At 60.8% G+C, this 25,620-nt stretch carries 24 protein-coding genes; 7 read left to right on the top strand and 17 right to left on the bottom strand.

What is annotated here, in order from left to right; translation table 11 throughout:
- The first annotated feature begins 199 nt into the window (after window positions 1-199).
- A complete protein-coding gene (locus FLM52_08960; GenBank protein ID NVN55915.1) occupies window positions 200-784 on the top strand; it encodes a superoxide dismutase [Fe] in 585 nt (194 codons plus the stop codon).
- A gap of 495 nt (window positions 785-1,279) precedes the next feature.
- Window positions 1,280-2,368 (top strand): zinc-binding dehydrogenase, encoded by a 1,089-nt coding sequence (locus FLM52_08955; protein ID NVN55914.1) that lies wholly within the window; start codon window positions 1,280-1,282, stop codon window positions 2,366-2,368.
- Between the two features lie 212 nt (window positions 2,369-2,580).
- On the opposite strand, the gene FLM52_08950 is transcribed toward FLM52_08955, so the two are convergent.
- From FLM52_08950 to mtnA, 3 genes are all read right to left on the bottom strand, one after another.
- Window positions 2,581-3,867 (bottom strand): UDP-glucose/GDP-mannose dehydrogenase family protein, encoded by a 1,287-nt coding sequence (locus tag FLM52_08950; GenBank protein ID NVN55913.1) that lies wholly within the window; start codon window positions 3,865-3,867, stop codon window positions 2,581-2,583.
- A 3-nt stretch (window positions 3,868-3,870) separates the two neighbouring features.
- On the bottom strand, window positions 3,871-4,755 hold the full coding sequence (gene galU / locus FLM52_08945; GenBank protein ID NVN55912.1) for a UTP--glucose-1-phosphate uridylyltransferase GalU: 885 nt from the start codon (window positions 4,753-4,755) through the stop codon (window positions 3,871-3,873).
- A gap of 185 nt (window positions 4,756-4,940) precedes the next feature.
- Entirely contained in the window at window positions 4,941-6,125 is a 1,185-nt protein-coding gene (mtnA, locus tag FLM52_08940; protein NVN55911.1) for an S-methyl-5-thioribose-1-phosphate isomerase, read from the bottom strand.
- 270 nt (window positions 6,126-6,395) lie between these two features.
- Between mtnA and ubiG the strand changes: the two genes are divergently transcribed.
- Together ubiG and FLM52_08930 are read left to right on the top strand one after the other, a co-directional pair.
- On the top strand, window positions 6,396-7,112 hold the full coding sequence (gene ubiG / locus FLM52_08935; GenBank protein NVN55910.1) for a bifunctional 2-polyprenyl-6-hydroxyphenol methylase/3-demethylubiquinol 3-O-methyltransferase UbiG: 717 nt from the start codon (window positions 6,396-6,398) through the stop codon (window positions 7,110-7,112).
- A 2-nt stretch (window positions 7,113-7,114) separates the two neighbouring features.
- A complete protein-coding gene (locus FLM52_08930) occupies window positions 7,115-7,795 on the top strand; it encodes an HAD-IA family hydrolase (protein NVN55909.1) in 681 nt (226 codons plus the stop codon).
- A gap of 181 nt (window positions 7,796-7,976) precedes the next feature.
- On the opposite strand, the gene FLM52_08925 is transcribed toward FLM52_08930, so the two are convergent.
- The 13 genes from FLM52_08925 to FLM52_08865 form a co-directional block, all read right to left on the bottom strand.
- Complete coding sequence (locus FLM52_08925) at window positions 7,977-8,741, bottom strand: YciK family oxidoreductase (protein NVN55908.1); 765 nt, start codon at window positions 8,739-8,741, stop codon at window positions 7,977-7,979.
- 214 nt (window positions 8,742-8,955) lie between these two features.
- Complete coding sequence (ybgF, locus tag FLM52_08920) at window positions 8,956-9,741, bottom strand: tol-pal system protein YbgF (protein ID NVN55907.1); 786 nt, start codon at window positions 9,739-9,741, stop codon at window positions 8,956-8,958.
- A gap of 138 nt (window positions 9,742-9,879) precedes the next feature.
- Window positions 9,880-10,389, bottom strand: coding sequence for a peptidoglycan-associated lipoprotein Pal (gene pal / locus FLM52_08915; protein ID NVN55906.1), 510 nt, complete (start codon window positions 10,387-10,389; stop codon window positions 9,880-9,882).
- A gap of 70 nt (window positions 10,390-10,459) precedes the next feature.
- A complete protein-coding gene (gene tolB / locus FLM52_08910) occupies window positions 10,460-11,752 on the bottom strand; it encodes a Tol-Pal system protein TolB (GenBank protein NVN55905.1) in 1,293 nt (430 codons plus the stop codon).
- Window positions 11,749-12,918 (bottom strand): cell envelope integrity protein TolA, encoded by a 1,170-nt coding sequence (gene tolA, locus FLM52_08905; GenBank protein ID NVN55904.1) that lies wholly within the window; start codon window positions 12,916-12,918, stop codon window positions 11,749-11,751. The genes tolB and tolA overlap by 4 nt, the downstream gene beginning before the upstream one ends.
- A gap of 3 nt (window positions 12,919-12,921) precedes the next feature.
- Complete coding sequence (gene tolR, locus FLM52_08900) at window positions 12,922-13,368, bottom strand: protein TolR (GenBank protein ID NVN55903.1); 447 nt, start codon at window positions 13,366-13,368, stop codon at window positions 12,922-12,924.
- Window positions 13,369-13,382: 14 nt separating this feature from the next.
- Entirely contained in the window at window positions 13,383-14,060 is a 678-nt protein-coding gene (tolQ, locus tag FLM52_08895; protein NVN55902.1) for a protein TolQ, read from the bottom strand.
- A 134-nt stretch (window positions 14,061-14,194) separates the two neighbouring features.
- Window positions 14,195-14,629 (bottom strand): tol-pal system-associated acyl-CoA thioesterase, encoded by a 435-nt coding sequence (gene ybgC, locus FLM52_08890; GenBank protein ID NVN55901.1) that lies wholly within the window; start codon window positions 14,627-14,629, stop codon window positions 14,195-14,197.
- Entirely contained in the window at window positions 14,626-15,669 is a 1,044-nt protein-coding gene (ruvB, locus tag FLM52_08885) for a Holliday junction branch migration DNA helicase RuvB (protein NVN55900.1), read from the bottom strand. Before ruvB ends, ybgC begins: the two co-directional genes overlap by 4 nt.
- A 240-nt stretch (window positions 15,670-15,909) precedes the next feature.
- Complete coding sequence (gene ruvA / locus FLM52_08880; GenBank protein NVN55899.1) at window positions 15,910-16,524, bottom strand: Holliday junction branch migration protein RuvA; 615 nt, start codon at window positions 16,522-16,524, stop codon at window positions 15,910-15,912.
- Between the two features lie 312 nt (window positions 16,525-16,836).
- The gene (ruvC, locus tag FLM52_08875) at window positions 16,837-17,415 is read right to left on the bottom strand and encodes a crossover junction endodeoxyribonuclease RuvC (GenBank protein ID NVN55898.1); all 579 of its coding nucleotides are present in this window, start codon (window positions 17,413-17,415) and stop codon (window positions 16,837-16,839) included.
- Window positions 17,416-17,695: 280 nt separating this feature from the next.
- Complete coding sequence (aspS, locus tag FLM52_08870; GenBank protein ID NVN55897.1) at window positions 17,696-19,483, bottom strand: aspartate--tRNA ligase; 1,788 nt, start codon at window positions 19,481-19,483, stop codon at window positions 17,696-17,698.
- Window positions 19,484-19,630: 147 nt separating this feature from the next.
- On the bottom strand, window positions 19,631-19,855 hold the full coding sequence (locus tag FLM52_08865) for a zinc ribbon domain-containing protein (GenBank protein NVN55896.1): 225 nt from the start codon (window positions 19,853-19,855) through the stop codon (window positions 19,631-19,633).
- Between the two features lie 364 nt (window positions 19,856-20,219).
- Between FLM52_08865 and FLM52_08860 the strand changes: the two genes are divergently transcribed.
- Window positions 20,220-21,227, top strand: a complete 1,008-nt coding sequence (locus tag FLM52_08860; GenBank protein ID NVN55895.1) for a D-2-hydroxyacid dehydrogenase — start codon at window positions 20,220-20,222, stop codon at window positions 21,225-21,227.
- A gap of 123 nt (window positions 21,228-21,350) precedes the next feature.
- Here the strand turns inward: FLM52_08860 and FLM52_08855 are convergent, their stop codons facing one another.
- The gene (locus FLM52_08855; protein ID NVN55894.1) at window positions 21,351-23,249 is read right to left on the bottom strand and encodes a hypothetical protein; all 1,899 of its coding nucleotides are present in this window, start codon (window positions 23,247-23,249) and stop codon (window positions 21,351-21,353) included.
- Window positions 23,250-23,418: 169 nt separating this feature from the next.
- Here FLM52_08855 and FLM52_08850 point away from each other — a divergent pair, with 169 nt between their 5' ends.
- Together FLM52_08850 and FLM52_08845 are read left to right on the top strand one after the other, a co-directional pair.
- A complete protein-coding gene (locus tag FLM52_08850) occupies window positions 23,419-24,339 on the top strand; it encodes a ribokinase (GenBank protein NVN55893.1) in 921 nt (306 codons plus the stop codon).
- 142 nt (window positions 24,340-24,481) lie between these two features.
- Complete coding sequence (locus FLM52_08845) at window positions 24,482-25,435, top strand: nucleoside hydrolase (GenBank protein NVN55892.1); 954 nt, start codon at window positions 24,482-24,484, stop codon at window positions 25,433-25,435.
- The last annotated feature ends 185 nt before the right edge of the window (window positions 25,436-25,620 follow it).

Raw genomic sequence — 25,620 nt, 5'->3', positions numbered from 1 at the left:
CATGCACTTTCGCCCTTGCCCGCTGCCTGAGCGGGTGGCCAGTCTCGGGGCCGGGAGTGATGCTGGTCGCGGAGCTTGAGTCTGTGCTTGTCTGACCCTCTTCCATCACACGATGGCAGGCCAGGCATTGAAATACTCAGCCCCAAGCCCCACGAAGACAGAGCACGACCCAATTGGTGAGGAAAAGGAGCTGATCCCCATGGCATTTGAACTTCCAGCACTGCCGTACGAAAAGAACGCACTCGAGCCGACCATCTCTGCCGAGACCCTTGAGTACCATTACGGCAAGCATCACCAAGCCTATGTCACCAAGCTGAACAGCATGGTCGAAGGTACTGCTGACGCAGAAAAATCTCTCGAAGAGATCATCCAGAGCGCCCAGGGTGGTCTGTTCAACCAGGCGGCTCAGGTGTGGAACCACACCTTCTACTGGCACTGCCTGTCCCCGAATGGTGGTGGCGAGCCGTCCGGCCCGCTGGCAGACGCTATCGTGGCCAAGTGGGGCTCCGTTGCTGATTTCAAGGAAGCGTTCAACACTTCTGCCGCTGGCAACTTCGGTTCCGGTTGGACCTGGCTGGTCAAGAACGCCCAGGGCGAGCTGGAAATCGTCAACACTGACGATGCTGACACCCCGGTCGCTAAGTCTGGTCAGACTCCGCTGCTGACCGTCGACGTCTGGGAGCACGCCTACTACGTCGACTACCGCAATGCGCGTCCGAAGTACCTGGAAAGCATCTGGAACATCATCAACTGGGAATTCGCTGCACAGAACTTCGCAGCCTGAGCTTTTCCAGATTGAGTTTGGCTAGGCCGAGTTTTGCATAACCGAGATTTGCAATTCTCAGGAGATCGGGTCGTTTACCGCTCGAGATGCCAGCTGAGCCAAGACATTCAACGTCACCCTGCTATGACGCCTGGATGCTCTGCTCTGAAAACCCCGCCACCTGGCGGGGTTTTTTTCGTTCAAGACAACCTCACCCAGCCGCGAGCCTGCTACACGCAAGGCTTGGCTACGCTAAGAGGTGCACCACCGAAAGAAGAATCTTGTCTGTCGACTTGCAAACGACGGCGTTGCCCCTATCTAATGATGCATGGGTAGAACGTACGCTCTACCTCGTTGCGCTCCCTTGATCGTTCATTGGGACGCAATGACAAGAGACTCGACGACATTGTTGGCAGACACTGCTTGAAATGCATTCTTTGACTGCACGAAATACATACTTTTAAAAAGGGAATACCGATGCCCACTGACACCTCGACCTCCTCACTGCCCGACTCCATGCTGGCGATCGTGACCACCGGCCATGGGGGCTATGAATGCCTCGAGACGCAGCAGCGCCCGGTGCCGACACCCGGTGAGGGCGAGGTGCTGATCAAGGTGCTGGCAGCTGGCATGAACAACACCGAGATCAATACGCGTCTGGGCTGGTATTCCTCCACGATCACTACCGCGACCCAACAGGCCAACAGCGTGCATGACAACGCGGATGCAGAGGCAACGACTGACAAGCCGGCGCCGCCGGAAGGTGGCTGGAAGGGAGAAACGCCCTTCCCCCTGATACAGGGCACGGATTGCTGTGGCGAGGTGGTGGCATTGGGCCCGAATGCGGATACCAGCCTGCTGGGCAAGCGCGTGCTGGTACGCTCCTGCATGCGCAGCGAGGGCTGGGACTCACTGGAAAATGAATGGATGGGTTCGGACTTCGACGGCGCCTTCGCGCAATTCGTCAGCGTGCGCGCCAGTGAAGTGTTCGCGGTGGACTGTGACTGGAGCGATGTCGAGCTTGGCTCCCTGCCCTGCGCCTACGGCACGGCGGAAAACATGCTCGAACAGGCAGAGCTCAAGGCGGGCGAGCGTGTGCTGATTCTGGGCGCCTCGGGCGGAGTCGGTTCCGCCGCGTTGCAGCTGGCCAAGCGCCGCGGCGCAACGGTGTATGCCGTAGCGGGCGCCGCCAAGCATGAGGCCCTTGCCGAACTCGGCGCCGACAGACTTCTGGACCGCAAGGCCGACCTGCTCGAACTGCTGGGCCACGAAAGCGTCGACCTGGTGGTCGACAATGTCGCGGGCGACAACTTCCCGATCATGATGAAGCTGCTCGCGCGTGGCGGCCGTCTGGTGACTACCGGCGCCATCGCCGGCCCGATGGTGACGCTGGACCTGCGCGACCTGTACCTCAAGAATCTGCGACTGCTAGGCACCACTGCCTGGTGTGAAGCCACCTTCCCCAATCTGATTCGCTATGTAGAGCAAGGCGAGATTCGCCCGCTGATCGCGGCCAGCTTCCCGTTGACCGAGATCGTCAGTGCGCAACAGCAGTTTCTCAGCAAGGGCCATGTGGGCAAGTTCGTGCTCGAGCCCTGGGCCTGAAGTCAGCCTGGCGGTCTGCATGAAAGGCCTGGCGGTCATCATGGAAAAGCTTGGGCCCCATGATAAAAGCCTGACGCGCACGACAAAAAGCCCTCATCCGGTTCCGGATGAGGGCTTTTGCATACCGAGCACGCAAGGGTCAGCCTGAAGATGCATCAGTCCGAGAGAACATCAGCTTTAGAACGCGTCAGCCTTATCCTTGGAGATGCCTGTCAGGGGCTGGCACGGCGGCCGATACCGCGATAGACCAGTCCCTGGCTTGCCACGTAACGCGGGTCGAAGATGTTGCGGCCATCGAGCACCAGGCCCGCGCTTAGCTCACGCTTCAGGCGCTGCCAGTCCGGGTTCCAGTAACACTTCCACTCGGTGACCAGCATCAAGGCATCAGCCCCCTCCAAGGCGTCATACATGTTGCCATCGACCAGCTCCAGCAACGGATGCGCGCCACAGGCATCACCCAGCGCTGACAAGGCCGCGGGATCATGTACGCGAACGCGCACGCCCTGGGCCCACAGCGCTTCCAGCAAGGTCAACACCGGCGCATGGTCGATACGTGCGGTTCCCGGCTTGAAGGCCGCACCCCAGATCGCCACGGTGCGGCCGCGCAATTCACCATCGAAGTGCTGCCACAGCTTGCGGAACAGCGTCTCCTTCTTGGCCTCGTTGATGTCGAGCACATGCTCGAGCAGCATCGATTCCCGCCCTGTCTGGTACTGGACATCAGCCAGACGCATCAGGTCACGCGAGAAGTTCGGGCCACCGAACCCACAGCCCGGATAGAGATAGCCGAAGCCGATACGCGGATCGGCGCCCATGCCCTGACGCACATATTCCACATCAACGCCGAGGGAGTCGGACAGACCCGCCACTTCGTTCATGTAGCTGATACGCGTCGCGAGCATGCCGTTGATGGCCAGCTTGGTCAGTTCGGCGGCGCGGCGAGGCATGATCTGGAAGACATCTTCGCGTCGGTTGAAGGCACGCAGCAACTCCTGCACCCGCAGAGTGGCAGGTTCCGCTTCGCTGCCCAGCAACCAGCGGGCCGGACGCTCGAAGGTGGCCAGTGAACGGCCCTCTTCCAACATGTCCGGCAAGGCGACGGCGTACTGGTCGTCACGCGGTAACAACGCCTCGAAACGCTCGGTCGTGCCCACCGGGAAGGTCGAGTTGTTGACCAGTACCAGCGGCTCATCCAGGGTCGCCACCAGCTGCTCGACACGACTCAGCGCGCTTTCGCGCTGGTCCGGCGAGACGGCGATCCAGTGGATATCGATGCGCCGCAGTGACTCGAGGCCGTCGATGAGGGTGAGATCGCCGCGCTCCCGATGGCGATCAAGGCGTTCACGCAGGCCTGGCTCACTGTTCAACCAGTCGACGTGTTCTAGGGCAGCCCAGTCCATATCCTCATGCGGCCACCACCAGACACGGTGACCCACGCTCGCCAGAGCGGCGCTGGCCGTTGCCGCCGCCAGTTCGCTTCCGTGCACCAGCACCTGCATGGCTTATTTCTCCTGGTAGCGAGTCAGCAGCTCGCGGAAGCCTTCACCGAAGGTCGGGTGACGCTTGGCGAAGGAAAGAGTGGCTTCCAGATAGCCCAGTTGGTGGCCGCAATCGTAGGTGTCACCGGCCATGCGGTAGGCCGCGACGGCCTTGTCGTCACGCAGAGTGTCGATGGCATCGGTCAGCTGGATCTCACCACCCGCGCCCGGCGGAGTGTTCTCCAGAAGCTCGAAGATACGGCCCGGCAACAGATAACGGCCGATGACCGCCAGGGTCGACGGCTCGGTGCCCGGGGCCGGCTTTTCGACCATGCCATTGATCAGGGCGGACTTGCCGGCTTCCGGCGTGTCACCGTCGATCGCGACGATACCGTACTTGTAGGCCATGTCCTGCGGAACATTCTCGACCATGATCTGGGCGGCGTTGGTGGCTTCATAGGCCTCCATCATGCGCGCCAGGTCATTCTTCTCGAGCCCTTCGCCATCAACCAGCACGTCCGGCAGCATGACGATGAACGGCTCATCACCGACGATCGGTTTGGCACACAGCACGGCGTGGCCCAGGCCCAACGGCTCCGGCTGGCGCACGCTGATGATCTTGACGTCATCCGGGATGATGTTACGCAGCTGTTCGAGCAGCTCGAGCTTGCCCTTGGCTTCCAGGGTGGTTTCCAGCTCGAAGTGCTTGTCGAAGTGGTTCTCGATGGCATTCTTGCTGGAATGGGTAACCAGCACGATTTCCTTGATACCGGCTGCGACCGCTTCTTCCACCACATATTGGATCACCGGCTTGTCGACGATGGTGATCATTTCCTTGGGGATGGCCTTGGAGGCCGGGAGGCAACGTGTGCCGAGACCGGCAACAGGCAGAACAGCCTTGCGTATCATGTAGCGTCTTCCTTGTGTCTATGTCGTGATGAAGTCCGTCGAAGGGCCTCCACCGGGTTACTGACGTCGAAGCCAATCAACGACCATCCTTCATCATAGGCAGGGATTATGCCAGTTTGATCAAGGAGTGCGAAATTCCTGCACTATCCGAGGCTTGCCAAGCGCTACCGCTTGCTGGATCGCCATCAACGGCGCATGGCGCGGCCGAGCAGCGCACCAACACTGTCACTATCGGGCGACTCTACCACGCCATGTTCCGTGACGATGGCATCAATATACTCATGCGGTGTGACATCAAAGACCGGGTTGAAGACATCGATGTCCTGCGGCGCGATCTGGCGTCCGCCCGCCTCACGCAGCTCGGAGGCGTCACGCGTTTCGATGGGGATGTCCGCGCCACTGGCCAGGGTGCCATCGAACGTGGCCAGAGGGGCCACAACCATGACCTTGATGCCGTGGGCACGCGCCTGAACGGCCAGCGAGAAGGTGCCGATCTTGTTGGCCGTGTCGCCGTTGGCGGCGATGCGGTCCGCGCCGACGATCAACCAGCGCACCCCCTCCGGCGTCCGGGCCCCCTGCTGCATGATCAACGAGGCTGCGCCTTCCACGGCCAGCCGCGCGGGGATCTGCTCCTGCACCAGCTCCCACGCCGTCAGGCGAGAGCCTTGCCACCAGGGGCGTGTTTCGTTGACATGCACACGGCCAAGAATGCCCTGAGCGTAGGCGGTACGGATCACGCCCAACGCCGTGCCGTGGCCCCCGGTGGCAAGCGCGCCGGTATTGCAGTGGGTCATGACCTCGCACCGTGTCTCGCCTTGCGCAAGGGAGGCCGCAATCACCTGGGCACCAAACTCGGCCATGCGCAGATTGTCGTCCATATCCTGCTCATGAATGCGCACGGCTTCCTTCAGCAACGCTTCATACGGGGCCTGCGATTGGGTGGCGTGTGCGGCAATCACCTTGCGCATGCGATCCAGCGCCCAGAACAGGTTCACCGCTGTAGGGCGCGAGGCAGCCAGCACATCACAGGCACTGGCCAGGCGTGACGGCCAGTCGCCGCCCTCGCGGTTGATGACGAAAGCCTCCAGCGCCACGCCATAGGCGGCGGCGATCCCGATGGCCGGTGCACCGCGAACCACCATGTCGGTAATGGCAGTCGCGACCCCGCGTGCATCCTCAAGCAGCACCTCGCGAGTTTCACCCGGCAGCAGGCGCTGGTCGAGCAACGCAAGCTTCACCGCCGGCTGAGTGACATCAGAAGTGACATCATGAGTGACGCCAGCGCGGGCATCGGGCTGGACTACTGCCGGGTCTTCTTCCCGCGATGCACACTCCTGCTGGCTTACCCAGCGAATCGGAACCAGGCTCATGACCACTCCCCGTTGCTACATGACAATAATGACGACTGGCCATCGCGCGTGGCGCGACGTCCTGCCCCATCGTAACGCAAGTGCCCGTCATGATGAGTTTTTTGCGCTGGACGCTGACCCGCGACGGCAGTCGGATTAGAATGGTGGAATCGTGCCCGAGGGTAAGGTGCCTGTACAGGCCTGACACCTCCCGAACAGCACTTCCGTAACGGTAAGGATGCAAAGATGAGCGATAACGACACCCAGCAAGATGCTCAGCCCCAGGACCATCTGGGCAATGTCGATGCCAGCGAGATCGCCAAGTTCTCGGCATTGGCCAGTCGCTGGTGGGACCGTGACAGTGAATTCAAGCCGCTGCATGACATCAATCCGTTGCGGGTCGACTATATCGACACCCACGCTGGCCTGGCAGGCAAGCGCGTGATCGACGTCGGCTGCGGCGGCGGCATTCTCTCCGAAGCCATGGCGCATCGTGGTGCCCAGGTGACGGGTATCGACATGGGTGAGGCACCACTTTCCGTTGCCCGCCTGCACCAACTGGAGTCCGGTGTCGAGGTGGACTATCGCCAGACCACCGCCGAAGCCGCTGCAGAAGAGATGGCCGGCCAGTTCGACGTCGTCACCTGTCTGGAAATGCTCGAGCACGTGCCAGACCCATCCTCGGTGATCGCGGCCTGCGCACGGTTGGTCAAGCCCGGCGGCATGGTGTTCTTCTCGACCATCAACCGCAATCCCAAGGCGTATGCCTTCGCGATTCTCGGCGCGGAATATGTGCTGCAGATGCTGCCGCGTGGCACCCACGAGTATCGCAAGTTCATCCGTCCGGCCGAGCTGGGTCGCTGGACACGTGATGCGGGCCTCAAGATGGAAGGCTCCACCGGAATGACCTACAACCCGCTGACGCGCAAATATCGCCTGAATGCCTCCGACCTGTCGGTCAACTACCTGATGCACACCCGTCGCCCCACAGAGGAAGAGCTTGCGTGAGCCTGCCGGCAGCGCTACCTCGTCCCGCCGCCTTGATCTTCGATCTCGATGGCACCCTGGTGGACACCGCGCCGGACCTGGCGCGCGCCACTAATGAGCTGCGTCAGCATCACGGTCTCCCCCCCCTGGAGTACGAGGTGATCCGTGCCGAAGTCTCCCACGGTGGCAGTGCACTGGTGACCCTTGCCCTGGGGCATGAGCTCGACCATCCCGAGCATGCTGCCGAGCGCACTCGTCTGCTGGAGTTCTATGCTCGCGATGTCGCGGCGCACAGTGTGCTGTTCCCGGGCTATGACACCCTGATCGAGATCTGTCAGCGCGCAGGCCTGCCGTGGGGCATCGTGACCAACAAGCCCCGTCAGTTCGCCGAGCCGCTGATCGCCGCGCTCGAGCTTACGCCCCGCTGCCTGCTGTGTGCCGATGACCTGCCGGTCAAGAAGCCGCATCCAGAGCCTCTGTGGGAGGCGGCGCGCTGCCTCGGCGTCGATGCTCCCGAATGCTGGTACCTGGGGGATCATGACCGTGACATGCAGGCGGCGCGCGCGGCGGGCATGCTGGCGGTCGCGGTGCGCTACGGCTATGTCCGTGAGGGTGACGATGTGGACGCCTGGCCAGCCGATGTGTGGTTTGACACCTCGGAAGAAGTCATCAATGCCGCGCTTCGGGCAGCAGGTCTGCGCTGACCGAGCGATACGGACACAGCTCGCACGATCCAGTTCTCGAAAGAGAATGGCCCAGAGGTAGACACAAGCAGCCAGACACAAGAACGCCGACGGCCAAAGCCATCGGCGTTCTTGTTGTAGAGTACGTCGAATGACACGTCTGGCGGCGTCACCCGATGAAGAGTTGATAATCGACCAAGGCTCAGGTTTTCGGCGGTTGGGCATCGAACATCTCGCCGGTACGACCACGACTGTCCGGCCCCATCAACCACAGATAGGTCGGCATGATGTCGGCGGGCGTGCGCAGGGTATCGGGGTCTTCGGCCGGAAACGCCGACTTGCGCATCGGAGTCCGCGTGCCACCGGGATTGAGCGTATTGACCCGCACCTGACTGGTATTCTCCAGTTCCTGAGCCAGCATCTGCGAGAAGCCTTCCGTGGCGAACTTGGAGACACTGTAGGCGCCCCAGAAGGCACGCCCCTTGCGCCCGACACTGGAGCTTGTCAGCACGACGGAGGCATCCTTCGAGGCCTTGAGCAATGGCAGCAACGCCTGGACCATCCAGATGGGACCATTGATATTGACCTGCATGACCTGCTCCCACAGCGCCGGATCATACTGCTCGAACGGAGTGATCTTGCCCAGCAGGCTAGCGTTGTGCAGCAGACCATCCAGTCGACCGAACTCGCAGTGCAGGGTGTCAGCCATCTGTTGATAATCCTTTAGCGAAGCCCCTTCGAAGTTGAGCGGATAGATGGCCGGCTGTGGTGCTCCCAAGGCCTCGATCTCGTCATAGACTTCTTCCAGCTTGGCAATGGTTCTGCCCAGCAATATCACCGTAGCCCCATGACGCGCATATTCGACTGCCGCTTCACGCCCAATGCCGGACCCCGCCCCGGTCACCAGAATGATCCGCCCTTTCAGCATGTCGTCCGGGGCCTGATAGTCGATCTTGCACTCTGCCATGGTGATATCCCTGTCTGAGATCTGTCGTCAACGCCGATGAGAGTCACTGCCTCTTCACCGACAATACTTGCTTGGCCACATGAATCGAATGAAGCGCACTCGGGTCGCCTGCCGATGGCATGAGGCGCCGAGCGCCACATAAGACAAAGCCCGCACCTGGTAGAATACCAAGCGCGGGCTTTGCGGAATACAGATGGCCAATGGCCACGGGCACTCAGGCGCCGGAGGACAGGAAGTCCTTGGCCATGGTGCCAGCCTTGCTGTCCGGATGCTGCTGGACCAGCTTCTCGAGCAAGGAGCGACTTTCCTGCGCCTTGCCTTGACGCGCCTTGACCAGTCCCAGCTTGTACATCGCATCCGGCACCTTGCTGGATTGCGAGAATTCGCTGATTACAGTCTCGAAGGCCTGGGCGGAAGCATCCAGCTGGTTCTTGGCCGAATACAGCTCGCCCAGCCAATAATGTGCATTGGCTGCTAGATTGGAATCCCCATGGTCCACCACGAAAGCTTCAAAGGCGACAATGGCACCGTCGAAGTCGCGAGACTGAACCTTGGCGAAGGCATTCTCGTATTCCTTCTGAGCAGCTGCACCGCTGTCGGCATTGCTGACGCCATTGGTGCTGGCTGTACCACCGGCACTTGCGCCGCCAGTGACTGCCGCTGCTGCCTGTGAATCGACAACCTGACCGTTCTCCCCGGCGGAAGCGCCACCAGAAACCCGCTGCTCCAGATCCAGGTAGCGTTGCTGTGACATCTCGGTCAGGCGCTTGAACTGGTATTCCAGCTCATCGATTCGACCGCGAAGTCGGGCAATTTCCTGTGCCTGTTCGTCGAGTTGATTGAGAAGGGTCAGGGTGCCGCCGCCACTCAAACGAGTATTGGCCTGCTGATAGAGCGAGTTTGATTGCCCAGTGAGGTCCTCGACCGTCGGTGCGGCCAAAACGGACAACGGGAGCAACAAGGCTCCCGCACCGAACAACCCTTTCAGGCTGTGTTTCATGCTGTCGGCTCCGCCGAATCATCATGGTATCGCGCAAGCAAGCCCGGGGTTCAAGGTCACGCCTCTTGCCCGGGCCAGCTCAACACAAGTTTCTAGCGTCTCCACGCCTCATGAGAGAGTCGCGGAGATGAACCGTGCTTAGTAGTCGAAGACCACACGACGGTTCTTGGCATAGGAAGACTCGCCGTGGCCCTGGACTGCCGGACGCTCTTCACCGTAGGAGACGATCTCGATCTGTGACGGAGACACGCCCTGGACAGTCAGGAAGCGTGCGACAGACTTGGCACGACGCTCGCCCAGACCCAGGTTGTATTCACGAGTACCGCGCTCATCAGCGTGGCCTTCCAGAACGACATTGGCGCTGGTGTTGGCTTTCAGGTACTGAGCGTGACCCATCAGGACGCTTTCAAACTCAGGACGGATGGTGTCCTTGTTGAAGGCGAAGTAGATGGTACGCACGTCAGGCATGGTGGCGTTGCTCATCTGGTTGGCGTTGGTGTTGGCACCAGTATTCATGCCGGCAGTGTTCGCACCGCTGTTGGCTGAATCCATGTCGCCGTCCTGAGCGCCGCCGCTGCTGGAACAACCTGCCATCACGCTCAGGGACAGGGCAACCAACAGACCTTTTGCATACGGGGTGAACTGCATTGTGAAACTCCTTGCTCTAATGGGTACGAATGCCAAGCCTTTCTTGGAGGCTCAGTTGCATTCTAGTGGTTTAGTTCAGGAACGGCGACCACGCAGGTTCACGCACGTCGCCTTGTGCTGACGGCAGGGAGAATTGTGCCCTTCCGTCTGCCGACACCTGGCCCAGGACCCCGCGGGTTCCTTGCTGAGTGGCATATATCACCATAGTGCCATTCGGCGCAACACTTGGTGATTCATCCCACTGACTATCGGTCAGGGAGGTAACCCGACCGCTCTTCAGATCTTGCTTGGCAACCTGATAACCGTTGCCTGCGCGGTTGATCATGAACAGGTTCTCTCCATCGGGTGAGATGCGCCCGCGGGAGTTGTAATTGCCGGTATATGTCACACGCTCCGTGCCGCCGGACAGATCAAGTCGATAGATCTGTGGGGAGCCTGCACGATCAGAGGTGAACACCATACCGCTGCCATCTGGCAACCAATCCGGTTCGGTATCGATCGCAGAATTGTTGGTCAGACGCTGGAACTGACGGCTGGCAATATCCATCACATAGATTTCCGGCTGGCCATCCTTTGACAATGCCATTGCCAGTTTACGTCCATCCGGTGACCAGGCCGGAGCACCATTGATACCTCGGAAACCTGTCAGTTTTGCACGACGACCACTGCCCAATTCCTGCACATAGATAGCGGGACGTTCGGCTTCAAAACTGACATAGGCCAGCTTCTTGCCATCCGGCGACCATGCCGGTGACATGATCGGTTCATCGGAGGCCAGAATCTCCTGACTATTGTGGCCATCTGAATCCGCCACGTACAGGGCAAAACGAATATTGTCGCCAACACCATTGGCGGTAATGTATGCGATTTTTGTCGAGAAAGCACCGCGAATTCCAGTGATTTCCTCAAATATTTCATCGCTCATATAATGGCCACGCGCGCGCAGCTCACCATTGCTTCCGGTGATGACTTCGCCAAGCATGCGCTTGTTGCCCAGCACGTCCATCAGCTCATACTGGATGCTATAACCACCATTGCTGGCCGACTTTACCTGCCCCACCACGAGGTAACTGGCCCCTAGGCGCTTCCAGTCATTGACGAAGACGTCCTGCGTCGTGCCCGGCAACGCGATCAGATTGTCGCGCTTGATCGGGTCGAACTGGCCACTGCGCGCCAGATCATCGGAGATGATACGTGCGAGGTCCTGCGGCAGACTTCCCCCGGTCAGATTCTCGAACGGCACGACAGCGATAGGTGTGGCGCTGTCATTGCCCTTGGTGATCTCGATGGTCAGGTTAGCTCTTGCCAGGCTGGTCACTGCCAGCAAGGCGGCTGCCATCATCCATGCGGTCAATCGTCTCATCGGCCCAGGTCCTCTGGATTGAAGTACAGGTTGAAGTTTCGGAACTGGCTCTTGGCACCAGCCGGCAGGTCCTGCATCTCGGTAAACGGCGCTGCTTTCTGGATCGCCTGAACCGCGGAGCGATCGAAGGCGGCGTTACCACTGCTCTTGCTGACCGCAGCCGACACCAATTCGCCTGTCGGCAACAATGACACTCTCAGCGTGACCGTCATACCGGGAACGGAGCCCGAGGGCCGATTCCAATTCTGTCCGACATACTTCTTGAGCAGACTCTCGAAGCTGTTGGCTGCCTGAGCGGCCTGTTTGGCGCCGCTGATGGCGTCGCTTTCACTGTCTATCAGGCTATCCAGCGAGCCGGCAGAGGCCTGCGCCGCTTTCTCGGCAAGCGCCTTCTGGCGTGCGGCCTCAGCGGCCGCTTTCTTGCGCGCTTCTTCCGCCGCCTTGGCCTTGGCTGCCTTTTCCTTCTCGGCCTTCTCCGCTGCTGCCTTGGCCTTGGCTGCCTTTTCGGCTTCCGCTTTCTTGCGCGCTTCTTCTGCGGCTTTTTCCTTGGCGGCCTTTTCGGCTTCGGCCTTGGCCTTGGCAGCCTTTTCGGCTTCCGCCTTGGCCTTGGCAGCCTTTTCGGCTTCAGCCTTGGCCTTGGCAGCCTTTTCGGCTTCAGCCTTCTTCAAGGCATCGGCCTTGGCCTGCTTTTCCGCTTCGGCCTTCTTGCGATCAAGGGCAATCGCCTTGGCTTCCTCTGCACGCCTGGCCGCTTCTGCCTTGGCCTTTTCGGCAGCCGCCTGCTCAGTCCTCAACTGCTCAGCCGCCTTAGCCTGCTCAGCCGCCTTTTGCTGTTGCGCCTTCTGGACAGCCGCCTTTTCCTCGGCGGCGCTGCGTTGCTGTTCCGCTACAAGCTCTGCCTCTCTGGCCGCCTCTTCCTTGGCGCTCTGGCGTTGATCCGATTCTTCGGCCGCATCACGCGCCTTGCTGGACTTCGCCTGCTGGGCCTGATTGGTCGTGGTCTCGGTACTGACCAGTGTCGCGTTGACGATGGTGGTGTTGGTCTTCTCCGGTTCGGATTCTGGCCAACTCACCAGAGTCAGAATCAGGATGCCCAAGTGCAGGCCAACGGCAAGCACGACAGGCAATCCCAACCCGACCCGTTTTTCAATCTCTGGCTGACTCATTCATCAGCCCTCATTCGGCGGTTCTGAAATCAGCCCGACATTGGGAACACCGGCACCTTGCAGCGTACTCATCAGTCCCATGACATCGCCATAGGGCGCTGTCTTGGCACCTTTCACCAGCACGGGCGTCTTGGGCTTCTCGGCCACGATGGCGGCGACCTTGCTGCCCAGTTCATCCAGTGCCACCGGAGTGCGCTTGTCTTCATCCGATCCCAGGTCGATGTAGTAATTGCCACTGTCATCCAGCGAGACGATCAGCGGTGTCACATCGTCGGGGTTGTCGATCGGCTTTGAAGTGACCTTGGGCAATTCGACCTGAACCCCCTGCGTCATCATCGGCGCGGTGATCATGAAGATGACCAGCAACACCAACATGACGTCGATGAAGGGCACCACATTGATCTCGGAGGACAGCTTGCGCTTGTGGCCTCTGCTATACGGTCCTTTCATTGACTCGCCTCCCTTCAAGCGTCGTTGCTGCCACGACCGTGCAGATTACGATGCAGAATGGAGTGAAGCTCTTCGGCGAAATCTTCATAGCGACCCAGCAGCTGATCAGCACGACTCGCCAGACGGTTGTAGAAGATGACGGCCGGGATGGCGGCGAACAGGCCCATGGCAGTCGCGACAAGTGCTTCGGCAATCCAGGGGGCAACGGTGGTCAGAGTTGCCTGCTGAGCCGTACCCAGTGCCTGGAAGGAGCCCATGATGCCCCACACGGTTCCGAACAGACCGACATAGGGGCTGACGGAGCTGACCGTGGCCAGAAATGGCAGGTGCACGTTGAGGCGCTCTTCTTCACGTGACAGCGTGACGCGCATGCTGCGTTGTACGCCATCCATCACCGCATCGGCATTGCTGGACTTGGGCTTGAGGCGGCTGTACTCGCGGAAGCCGGCACGGAATACGCCATGGGCCCCCGGGGTGGATTCTTCATCTGCCGGCAATTCACGATAGAGGTGATTGAGGTCGACCCCGGACCAGAAGCGCTTTTCAAAGACCGCGTAAGCCTGCTTGGCACGGGACAATGCCATCCCGCGCTGAAAGATCACCACCCAGGATGCAATGGAAGCTGCCAGCAACAGCAACATGACTGCCTGAACGACCAGACTGGCGTTCGCGAACAGCGAAATGATCGACATCGAATCTTCCACGGAAATCCCTCTTTACTTGGTTCAGTCTGTGCCACCGTCACTCAGTGACACGATAAATAATCTGTTCATCAGCCTGGCGTCTCTGTGCCTGGCTGACAGCGGCCTCATCGCGCCTTGTGGTCTCAGACCTCAAGAGCCGCGAGCAATTCCCCGGGCCAGCGCCTGGGGCGCAAGGTCGTGGCATCGACGCAAGCAATCACGACTTCCGCTTCGCTCAAGATCTGCTCACCGCGCAGCGCCTTCTGGGTGAACGTCAAGCGTGCACCGCGCAAGGCGCCTGCCGTTGCCGTCACGGTCAGCAGGTCATCCAGGTGCGCAGGACGAAGATAACGATTTGTTACACTGTGTACTACCAACTGAATGCCTTTTTCAAGCAAGGCTTGCTGCGTGAAGCCCTTAGCACGCAACCATTCACTGCGCGCACGTTCCATGAAGCGCAGATAATTTACGTAGTAGACGATGCCACCGGCATCAGTATCCTCGATGTAGACGCGCACAGTGTGGTGAAAACATGCAGCTTCCCCCTTCAACGTATTTCCAGCGTCTTCAGATGTCATGACGCATCATTTCCTTCCTGTCCCAGCCGTGCCTGCTCTTCACGTGGGGTGATCCCGAAGTGCAGATAGGCCGAGCGTGTGATCAGACGCCCGCGCGCCGTGCGCATCATGAAGCCCTGTTGAATCAGATAGGGCTCCAGCACATCCTCGATGGTATCGCGCTCTTCCCCGATGGCCGCCGCCAGTGAATCGACCCCGACCGGCCCGCCATCGAACTTCTCGATCATCGCCAACAGCAGTCGACGGTCCATATGATCCAGGCCGTGACTGTCGACGTTGAGCATGTTGAGTGCCTTGTCGGCCACTTCCAGCGTCAAGCGGCCATCCGAGCGCACTTCGGCGAAGTCACGCACCCGGCGCAGCAGGCGATTGGCGATACGCGGCGTGCCGCGGGAGCGACGCGCAATCTCCAGCGCCCCTTCCATCTCGACTTCCATGCCGGAAAGCCTGGCACTGCGCGCCACGATGTCGGTGAGTGACTCGATATCGTAGAACTCGAGGCGTTGAACGATGCCGAAGCGATCGCGCAGTGGCGCCGTCAGCAGCCCCGCGCGCGTCGTCGCGCCCACCAGGGTAAATCGTGGCAGTTCAAGCTTGATCGAGCGGGCCGCGGGCCCTTCACCGATCATGATGTCGAGCTGGTAATCTTCCATCGCCGGATAGAGCACCTCCTCGACGGCCGGTGACAGGCGGTGAATCTCGTCGATGAACAGGACATCGCCTTCCTGCAGGTTGGTCAGCATCGCTGCCAGATCCCCTGCCCGTTCCAGCACCGGCCCGGAGGTCGACTTGATATCGACACTCATCTCGCTGGCGATGATGTGCGCCAGCGTCGTCTTGCCGAGACCGGGTGGGCCAAAGACCAGGGTGTGATCCAGACTGTCGCCTCGTCCTCGTGCGGCACTGATGAAGATTTCCATCTGCTCGCGGACGATGGGCTGTCCGATGTAGTCACTCAGCGTGCGTGGCCGGTTGGCGCGATCGATCCGCTCTTCCGGATCATGCGTCGCCGCGGAGATCAGTCGGTCCGACTCCATCATGATGCTTGCTCAACTCCTGATGACGCAGGTCACGCACATGGCGCGGATCATGGGCCATGAACATGCGTCAGTGGCAGGTGGCAAGGTTGGCCAGGGCGGTGCAACGATCTAGCGCATCTTCGTTCAAGCGCGCACTTTCTACCCCAGTAACCTGCCAATCCCTAGTCAATAAATCCAATCACGATGCACCGTTTCCTTCACGGAAACTATAGGGTGCATGTTTGCTGCTCCGGCGGGGCCTCAGCTGGCCATCTTGCGCGCCAGCGCCGCCTTGATGAGCGCTTCCGTGGAGGCGCCAGTCTCGAGCCCGGAGAGCATCTTGGCCGCCTCGACAGGCTTGTAGCCCAGAGACACCAGTGCGGCTTCGGCATCCGCCAGAGGATGGGTGACCGGCGGTTGTGGCTGGGAAGCACGCGCCATTTCATCAAGGCCATCATCCGCCGGCAGCGTCCAATGCTTGAGGCGATCGCGCATCTCGATGATCAGTCGATCCGCTGTCTTCTTGCCGACGCCCGGCAGTCGTGTCAGCGCTCGGCTATCTTCGTCGTGAACACAGCGAATGAAATCGGACTGCTCCATTCCCGACAGAATCGCCAGCGCCAGACGCGGGCCGACACCGGAGATCTTGATCAATTCACGGAACAGACGACGCTCGGGCTCCTTGCCGAAGCCATACAGCAACTGCGCGTCTTCGCGCACCACCAAGTGGGTGTAAAGCTGACAATGCTCGCCCACGGCCGGCAAGCCCAACAGGGTGTTCATCGAAGCTTCCAGTTCATAACCGACACCCTGTACGTCAAGCACCAGCTGCGGCGGTTGTTTTTCCAGCAATGTCCCGGTCAGGCGTCCAATCATGTTGCGGCTGTCCTTGCTCGGCAGAGAACGTGTTCGGTGGGATCGTGCTGCTCGCAGACCCGATTCTCTGCACGGATTGTTACAATGCGGGCAAGCCTACCAAAGATGAAGCGCAGGCGGCATGTCCCAGTGTCACGACGAATTTGTCGCATCTTTCTGACAGTCATACCTTGGGTGAGGACCCGAAGCCTGATGCCGCGCGGCTTGGCGCATCACGCAATCGGCTGCTGCCAGGCTCGGCAGACACTCTACAAGTGACTGAAAAATCGCTACTAATTGAGCACAATACCGCATTTGTCGCTCAGCGGCATGTCAGGCGTCAGGCTCGAAGTCTCGCCAGCTGCTGCTACGTCGCACGCGGGTTCCCTTGCGTCGACTGGTATTCCCCAGCCCCAAGGCTTCCAGCTGGTCATTGCCGGGCGTCAGGCGTCGACGCGTAAAACAATGCGTCAAGGCGATGGCCAGCGCATCGGCGGCATCGGCCTGTGGCGTGGCGGAGAGCTTGAGCGTATGCGTGATCATATGCTGCACCTGAGACTTCTCGGCGGCACCGGTACCGGTCACGGCCTGCTTGATCTGCCGCGGGCCGTACTCGAATACCGGCAAGCCGTGGTTGGCTGCACACACGATGGCAGCCCCGCGCGCCTGACCCAGCTTGAGCGCCGAATCGGCGTTCTTGGACATGAAGACCTGCTCGATGGCGAATTCCGCGGGGCGATGCAGGGCGATCACCTCGCTGATGCCGGCATAGATCTGCGCCAGACGCTGATCCAGGCTGACCTGTGACATGCGGATGCAGCCACTGTCCACATAGCGAGGCTGAGCCGCAGAGACATCCAGAACCCCATACCCGGTCAGACGTGAGCCCGGGTCGATGCCAAGAATGATCATGCTGCCGCCTCGTCTCTCACACCTTCCACCTTCGCTTTCATCATCGCGCCATCGCTCTTACTGTGTATATAACCAGCCACCATGCCACAAAAAAGGCGGTGCGACACTGTCATTGCCTGACGTGAACGCCAGCAAACAGTCTCGCACCGCCTTGTCGGGCTTGCTCGCCCCCTAGTCTATCAGGCCACAGGGGCAAACCCGCCACCGCGGAACCGCCCTTGTCTGATCGAATCAGTCCAGACGGCCCCACCAGTCACTCTCTCGGTCATGCGCCGCTGAATCAGGCCTGACCGCTTTCGTCCTCGACCTTGACCTTCTGACGCAGACGGATGTTCAGCTCCTTGAGCTGCTCACTGCTGACTACGCCCGGGGCGTCGGTCATCATGCAGCCGGCGCTCTGGGTTTTCGGGAAGGCAATCACTTCACGAATGGTCTTGGCGCCGGTCATCAGCATCACCAGGCGGTCGAGACCAAAGGCCAGGCCACCGTGGGGCGGCGCGCCGAACTTCAGGGCGTCGAGCAGGAAGCCGAACTTCTCTTCCGCTTCTTCTTCACCGATACCCAGCACTTCAAACACAGTACGCTGCATGGCCTGATCGTGGATACGGATGGAGCCGCCACCCAGCTCGGTACCGTTGATGACCATGTCGTAGGCGCGAGACAGTGCCGCTTCCGGGTTGGCCTTGAGCTCTTCCGGCGTGCAGGACGGCGCGGTGAACGGGTGGTGCAGCGCGCTCAGGCGGCCGTTGGCATCGGCTTCGAACATCGGGAAGTCGACGACCCACAGCGGCGCCCATTCGCGGGTGTAGAGGTTGAGGTCTTCGCCCAGCTTGACGCGCAGCGCACCGATGGCCTCGGCCACGATGTTGGCCTTGTCAGCACCGAAAAACACGATGTCGCCATCGACGGCGCCACAGCGGTCCAACACGTCATCCACGACGTCTTCCATGAACTTGACGATCGGCGACTGCAGCCCCTCGACGCCCTTGGCACGTTCGTTGACCTTGATCCACGCCAGCCCCTTGGCACCGTAGATCCCGACGAACTTGGTGTAGGCGTCGATTTCCTTGCGTGACAGGCTGGCACCGCCCGGCACACGCAGCGCGGCGACACGGCCCTTGTCGTCCTTGGCTGGACCGGAGAAGACCTTGAAGTCCACGCCGCTCATCAAGTCATCGACATCGACCAGTTCCAGCGGGATACGCAGGTCCGGCTTGTCGGAACCGAAGCGACTGATGGCCTCGGAGTACGGCATGGTCGGGAAGTCACCCAGCTCGACATCGAGCACTTCCTTGTAGAGGCCACGGATCATGGTCTCGGTCATGCCCATGATGTCCTGCTCGTCGACGAAGCTGGCTTCGAGGTCGATCTGGGTGAACTCCGGCTGACGGTCAGCACGCAGGTCTTCATCACGGAAGCATTTGGCGATCTGATAGTAACGATCGACACCGGCGACCATCAGCAGCTGCTTGAACAGCTGCGGAGACTGCGGTAGCGCGAAGAAGCTGCCGGCGTAGGTGCGGCTCGGCACCAGATAGTCACGTGCACCTTCCGGGGTGGCACGTGTCAGGATCGGGGTTTCGATGTCGAGGAAGCCCAGGGCTTCGAGCTGGGCGCGCACGCTGTGAGTGATGCGCGAGCGCAGACGCAGCTTCTCGATCATGTCGGGACGACGCAGGTCGACATAACGATACTTGAGGCGAACTTCCTCACCGACCTTGTTGTGGTCGTCGAGCTGGAACGGCGGCGTCTGTGCGGTGTTGAGCACTTCGACGTCCTTGGCCAGCACTTCGATCATGCCTGTCGGCATGTTCGGGTTCTGGGTGCCTTCCGGGCGCAGACGGATACGGCCCTTGATACGCAGCACGAACTCGCTGCGCGCCTTGTCGGCAGTGGCGAAGGCATCGACGGTGTCCGGATCGACGACGATCTGGGCAATGCCATCACGGTCGCGCATGTCGAGGAAGATGACGCCACCGTGGTCGCGACGGCGGTGCACCCACCCGCACAGAGTGACATCCTGATCGATCAGGGTCTCGTTCAGTTTGCCGCAATAGTGGCTGCGCATGTTGATTCCTTGTTGCTCAAATTCATGATCGACGCGCTGATGCGCATCTGTCTCAGAGGGCCTGCCGTTGGCGATGAGGGTCAAGGGTACCCGTTGGGCGCCCTTGACCCTCATCACGCTGATGCCTGACGCACTATCCCAGCTGTATCAGGCGGTGCTGTCGCTACCACCGGCCAGATTCTTCTTGCTGCCGGACTTGAAATCCGTCTCGTACCAGCCACTGCCTGCCAGACGGAACCCGGCGGCGGAGACCAGCTTCTCGAGCTGGTCCGTCTTGCACTCCGGACACTCCGTCAGCGGCGCAGCGCTGATCTTCTGCAACTTGTCCATCCGATGGCCACAGGCCTTGCAGTGGTATTCATAGATCGGCATGGTTTTCTTTCCTGACGATACTGGTCACGGGGCTGTCTGAGCACCGTGAACCATGACAATGTTATGCCTTGCGGCGCGTCTTGCGTTCAGCGCACCTGCGGCCCCAACATGAGAGCTTTCGCAAGCATCAGCAAGAGACGCCTACAATAAGGCCAGTTGAGCGGCTTTCAAGTCAAAGCGAAAGGGGCACATTATAGCGTGCTCGGCCCCGTGCGGGGCAACACCCAAGCACAAACCGGCCCAGACGCTACGTATTCGTCATTTCCGGGCCAGCCTTTATGTCTTCCTGTCTGTTTTCCTACGCCATCATGAGGCACCTATGTCCGATCACGATCGTACTGCGCAGTCTCCCTCTCGTTCTTCCATGCCCGCTTCCTCTCACTGTGAGCCCGCCTCGTCCACCGGCGCCCCGCAGGCTGTCATGCTCGATGCCGGCTCCGTCGGTGACGGACTGGACTTCTCGCGCCTCGAGGCCCGTCTGGAAGGATTGGTCTGTCATGACGCCACCGCACCCGAGGAAGTGGTGCCACGACTGAGAGGTGCCTCCATCGTGCTGGTCAACAAGGTACGCATCGAGGCGCACCACATGGATGAGCTGCCGACCCTCAAGCTGATCGCGGTAATGGCGACCGGCACCAACAATATCGACATGGCGGCCGCCGAAGCACGTGGCATTCGGGTCATGAACGTCAATGCCTACGGCACTCATTCGGTGGCGCAGCACACCTGGATGCTGCTGCTGGCACTGGCAGGCCGCCTGCCGGAGTACCAGACCGACATCGCCGCGGGCGAGTGGCAATGCAGTCCGACTTTCTGTCTGATGGGCCGCCCCGTGGTGCAGCTGTCCGGCAAGCATCTGGTCATCATCGGCAAGGGAGAGCTGGGCACTGCGGTGGGCAGGCTGGCCGAGGCGTTCGGCATGCGCGTGACCTTTGCCGCCCGACCGGGCACCGCCCCCACCGCCGAGCGCCCCGCGCTGGAAAGCCTGCTGCCCCAGGCTGACGCCATCAGCCTGCACTGCCCGCTGACCCCAGAGACACAGCATCTGATCGATGAGCAGGCGCTTGCCGCCATGAAGCCAGGTGCACTGCTGGTCAATTGCGCCCGCGGGGGCATCATCGATGAGGACGCAGCGCTGGAGGCACTGGCCACCGGACAACTCGGCGGCCTGGCGGTGGATAGCCTGCCGGAAGAACCGCCACGTGAAGGCCACTCGCTGCTCTCGGCCCTGGAAAGCCAGCATCATTCGGCGAGTGCGCCCTTGAACCTGATCGTCACGCCGCACAATGCCTGGATCAGCCAGGAGGCGCGCCAGAACATGCTCGATCTCAGTCTGGCCAATATCGAGACATTCCTGAACGAACACGCCTGACACGGCCACACCCTCGTTGCGCCAGCCACTGACGCCGAGCGGCAGGTGCGAGCGGCAGGTCACGAAAAAGCCCCCGAACCGGCATATACGCCAAGTCGGGGGCTTTTTCGTGAGTGGTCAGCATCAACGGATGCGGATATGCATGCCCGCCGCCTTGAGGGCATTGCCTTCAGTGTCCCACGACACCACACGACCGCGTGAGCTCAACAGTACCCACCGGGTGCCGATCGCTCGCTCTGCACCCAACTTGTCGTCGCCCTCTAGCGCACCTCCCTTCTGTACACCGCCAGCCTCGCTTGTCCCGACTTCCATGCCTGCTTCGTTCATTCCCATCGCCTCGATCTGCTGAAGGTCCTCTTCCTGCGGCGCACGCATCCGGTACTGGCACTCAAAGCTTTCGCCATAGGTAGTGAGGATCTTGTGCCTGATCGCATGTACCTGCTCGAGATCCTCCGGGTGAATCAAGCGATCGAAGTCCATTTCGCGCATTGCCAACGGCTCGTGGCCCGAAGCGCCGAGCATCTTCCAGAGATTGGGATGGATGCGCACGATGCGTTCAGGAATGTCCATTTCCCACAGGCTATCGCCGCTTGCTTCGAGGGAATCCAGCAGGCGACGCTCGCTGGACTGCAATTCCTTCTGGGTCTGGCGCAGCCGCTGATACATCTCTTCGGCGGTGGCGTTGGCATCATCCAGCTCGACGATGCCACTGCCACCCGCGGACTCGATTTCCGCGCCCATGCCGATGCGGTGCAGACGCTCACGCAGCTCGGCCAGCGGCACCGAAAGGCGACGGCTGATGTGATGCGTGCGCCAGCTCATGAGAATGAAGAAGGCGAAATAGAACAGGCCACCGACCAGCGCCATGCCGACCAGCTGGAAGTTGCGTCCGATCTCGGCGGTACGGAAGAAGACTGCGCTCTCCTCGACCATGCTCAACATGATCCAGCCATTGCCCGGCAAGCGCTCCCACGCCACCTTGTAGGGCGCTCCCGCCACATTGACGCTCTCCAGGCCACGACGCTGCTCGAGGATGCGGGGCGCGAGTCCCTTGAAGACATCATGACCTTTCAGGTCCAACTGGGCGGGCCGAATGACATCCTCTTTCTGGAGGTCATTGGCATCGGGAATTTCCAGCGGCAGCAGCGACAACAACTGCTCACCGGCCCGCGGGACGGCGAGTGAGCGTCCCTCGGCATCGAACAGCATCGCGAAACCCTGCCAGGGCAGCTCCATCGCCAGCACCTGATTGACGATCACATCCAAGGTCATGTCGACGCCGGCGACGCCGAGAAATTCGCCCTGCTCGGAATAGAAGGGACTGACGGCCGACGCCATCCAGCCATTGCCGGCCGGGTCTTCGTAGATATCGGTCCAGATGGTGTTTCGCGAGGGATTTGCCTCTGGCGCGGCCAGATAGAAGAAGGAGAAGTCCCGACAATCGTGGTCGGCTGGCACCAGCGAGGCCAGATCGACATAGGGGAAAAGGCGGACATAGCAGTCGGCCATCGTGGTGAAGGACTGGATCACGGCCGAGTTGGAAGATACGACACTGCGCATGATCGGGTCGACCGCCGTCATGCGCAGCGCCAGGGGGATGTCCTGCCCGGAGTCTGGCAAGGCGGGATAGAAGCCGCTGCCCTGATTGTCTGCCGTCTGCTGACTGGCCCAGACACCGCTGGGCAGGCTTGCGTGACGGGCAATTTCGCGAGCCGTTACCCCAGAGCTGGCATCGCCCATGGCCAGCTCGCCTGCCTGGACACCGAGCCCGCGCGACAGGTTCTGGACATGCTCCAGTTGCTGGCTGAGTGATTTGGCCTCACGTAGCATCGCCAGATTGAGCTCACTGCTCGACTGGGATTGCAGGTAATTGAGGTTGGCATCCCGAATCTTCTCATTGGACACGAAATACACCGCCACCAGGGCGGTCTCGACCAACAGCAATGGAATCATGGTACTGGTGAAGAGTGCTCGCCAGACCCACTTCTTGATCGTGACGGCGGGTTGCTTCGACTCCGACATGGGCGACTATCCTGAATCCAGCGAGATGCGGGCAGTATGCACTTTCTCTTGCGTTCCAAGAGGCCAATAGCTTCAACGCTTAATCATGACCAAAAGGTCAGACCTTGGTGATACGACTGGGGACAGGCGGCCAAGGCTTTGCTAGGATGCTCGCCCCCAAGGAGGCTGCATGCTTTACAACTACGGTTCTATCAATATCGATCACGTCTATCGGGTACCTCACCTGGTACGACCGGGTGAAACCCTGGCGAGTCTCTCCTACCGTCAGGTACTGGGTGGCAAGGGTGCCAACCAGTCGCTCGCGCTTGCGCGCGCCGGAGGCGACGTCACGCACTGGGGCCGCCTTGGCAACAGTGATCGCTGGGCACTCGAGCCGCTGGAAAGCGCCGGTGTCATCACCTCGCAGGTCGAGCTGAGCGCCTGCGCCAGTGGCCACGCCATCATCCAGGTGGACGACCAAGCCGAGAACAGCATCATTCTGCATCCGGGTGCCAACCACGGTTTCACCGATGAGCATCTGGCGACACTGTTCTCCGGCGTGACACAGGGAGATTGGCTGCTGCTGCAAAATGAGTGCAACGCACTGGGCAAGGTCATCGAGCTGGCACATGCCAAGGGCATGAAGATCGCCTTCAATCCGGCCCCGATGGGGGCTGATGTCCTGCGCCTGCCGCTGGAATACTGCCAGGTGCTGTTCCTCAATCGTGGTGAAGCGGCACAGCTGGTCGAGCTGGAAGAGAGCGCGCCTGTCGCCACCCTGCTCGCCGCGCTGCACACTCGTCTGCCTGACACCGAAGTGGTCATGACGCTGGGCAGTGAAGGCGTCTGCTACCAGTTGGGGGAACAGCACATCCAGCTGCCGGCGCATCGCGTCAATGCCGTGGACACCACCGCGGCGGGCGACACCTTCATCGGCTATTACCTGGCAAGCCAGATCGAAGGCCAGAGCATCGAAGAAAGCCTGCGTCGTGCCAGTACCGCCTCTGCCCTGTGCGTGAGCCGCGAAGGCGCAGCGCCGAGCATTCCACTGGCCAGTGATGTCGCCGCTGCCCTGGCCGAATGGCCGACACTCGACGTCCTGAGCAACTGAGTCTTCGAGCAACAAGTCTCTGAACGACTGAACTACCTGCACGGGGCACTACCACGTGGCCCGTGCCGTGCCCGTGTCACCTCATGGGCGCCCTGTTGGCGTAACGCCCTTTATTGCAGGTCACTTCTTTCACGAGGTCAGCATGAAAACACCGATTATCTTTGATACCGATCCGGGCGTGGATGATGCCCAGGCGATTGCCATCTGTCTGGCGCATCCGGACATCGAATTCCTCGGCATGACCACCACCTTCGGCAACGTTACCATCGAGACGGCCACCTCCAACGCCCTGCTGCTGGGCGAACTGGCGGGCCAGGAGATTCCGGTCGCCCAGGGCGCTGCCCAGCCGCTGGTCAAGGACAAGTTCCCGGCGCCGGCGCACATCCACGGCGCCAATGGTCTCGGCAACATGGAGATCCCGGAGCCCAAGGGCAAGGCGCTGTCCGTCAGCGCACCGCAGTTCATCGTCGAGCAGGTCAATGCGCGTCCGGGCGAGATCACCCTCGTCGCCGTCGGCCCGCTGGGCAATCTGGCCACCGCACTGCAGCTGGACCCGAGCATCATCAGCAAGGTCAAGCAGGTCGTCATCATGGGCGGCTCCATCCGTGAAGGCGGCAACGTCTCACCGGTCGCCGAAGCCAACATCTTCAATGACCCGCATGCCGCCGCCAAGGTGCTGACCGCCGGCTGGCCGCTGACCATGGTCGGTCTCGATGCGACGCACCGCTGCGTGCTGTCTCCGGCCCATGTCGAGCGCATCCGCGTCTCGCAAGGCGCACTCGGCGAAGTGCTGTCCGGCAGCTATCAGTTCTACAAGGCCTTCTATCAGGAAGCGCGTGGCATCGATGGTTGCTGCCCGCACGACAGCTGCGCCCTCGCCTGGCTGATGAAGCCGGAGCTGTTCACTACCGAGCGCGGCCACCTGAATGTCGAAGTCGAAGGCCTGGCCGAAGGTCAGACGCTGTTCGCCCCTGAGGGTCGCGAATTCCTCGGCAACCAGTGGTCCCAGACGCCGCTGGTCGACGTCTGCGTCAATGCCCAGGGCGACAAGGTCGTCGAGTGGATCACCGACGTGCTGACCGCCAAGGCGTCCTGATCCGGTGCCCGGCAGGCCCGCCTGGGTCTGCCATCAAACCGAGACAACGCCCGTCAGCGTCATTGCTGGCGGGCGTTGTCTCGGTTTGTGCATTCGCGCTTGTTCACTTCCCCTTTCCTCCTTGCTCCCTCCCCCTCTTTGGCGCCTCTCCTTTACCGCAACGGCCTCCCCATGCCCCGAAGACC

It is taken from the genome of bacterium Scap17, from assembly GCA_013376735.1.
Taxonomy (GTDB): Bacteria; Pseudomonadota; Gammaproteobacteria; order Pseudomonadales; family Halomonadaceae; genus Cobetia.
The sequence above is the reverse complement of the archived record's forward strand: the minus strand, read 5'-3'. Positions and strand labels throughout refer to the sequence as shown.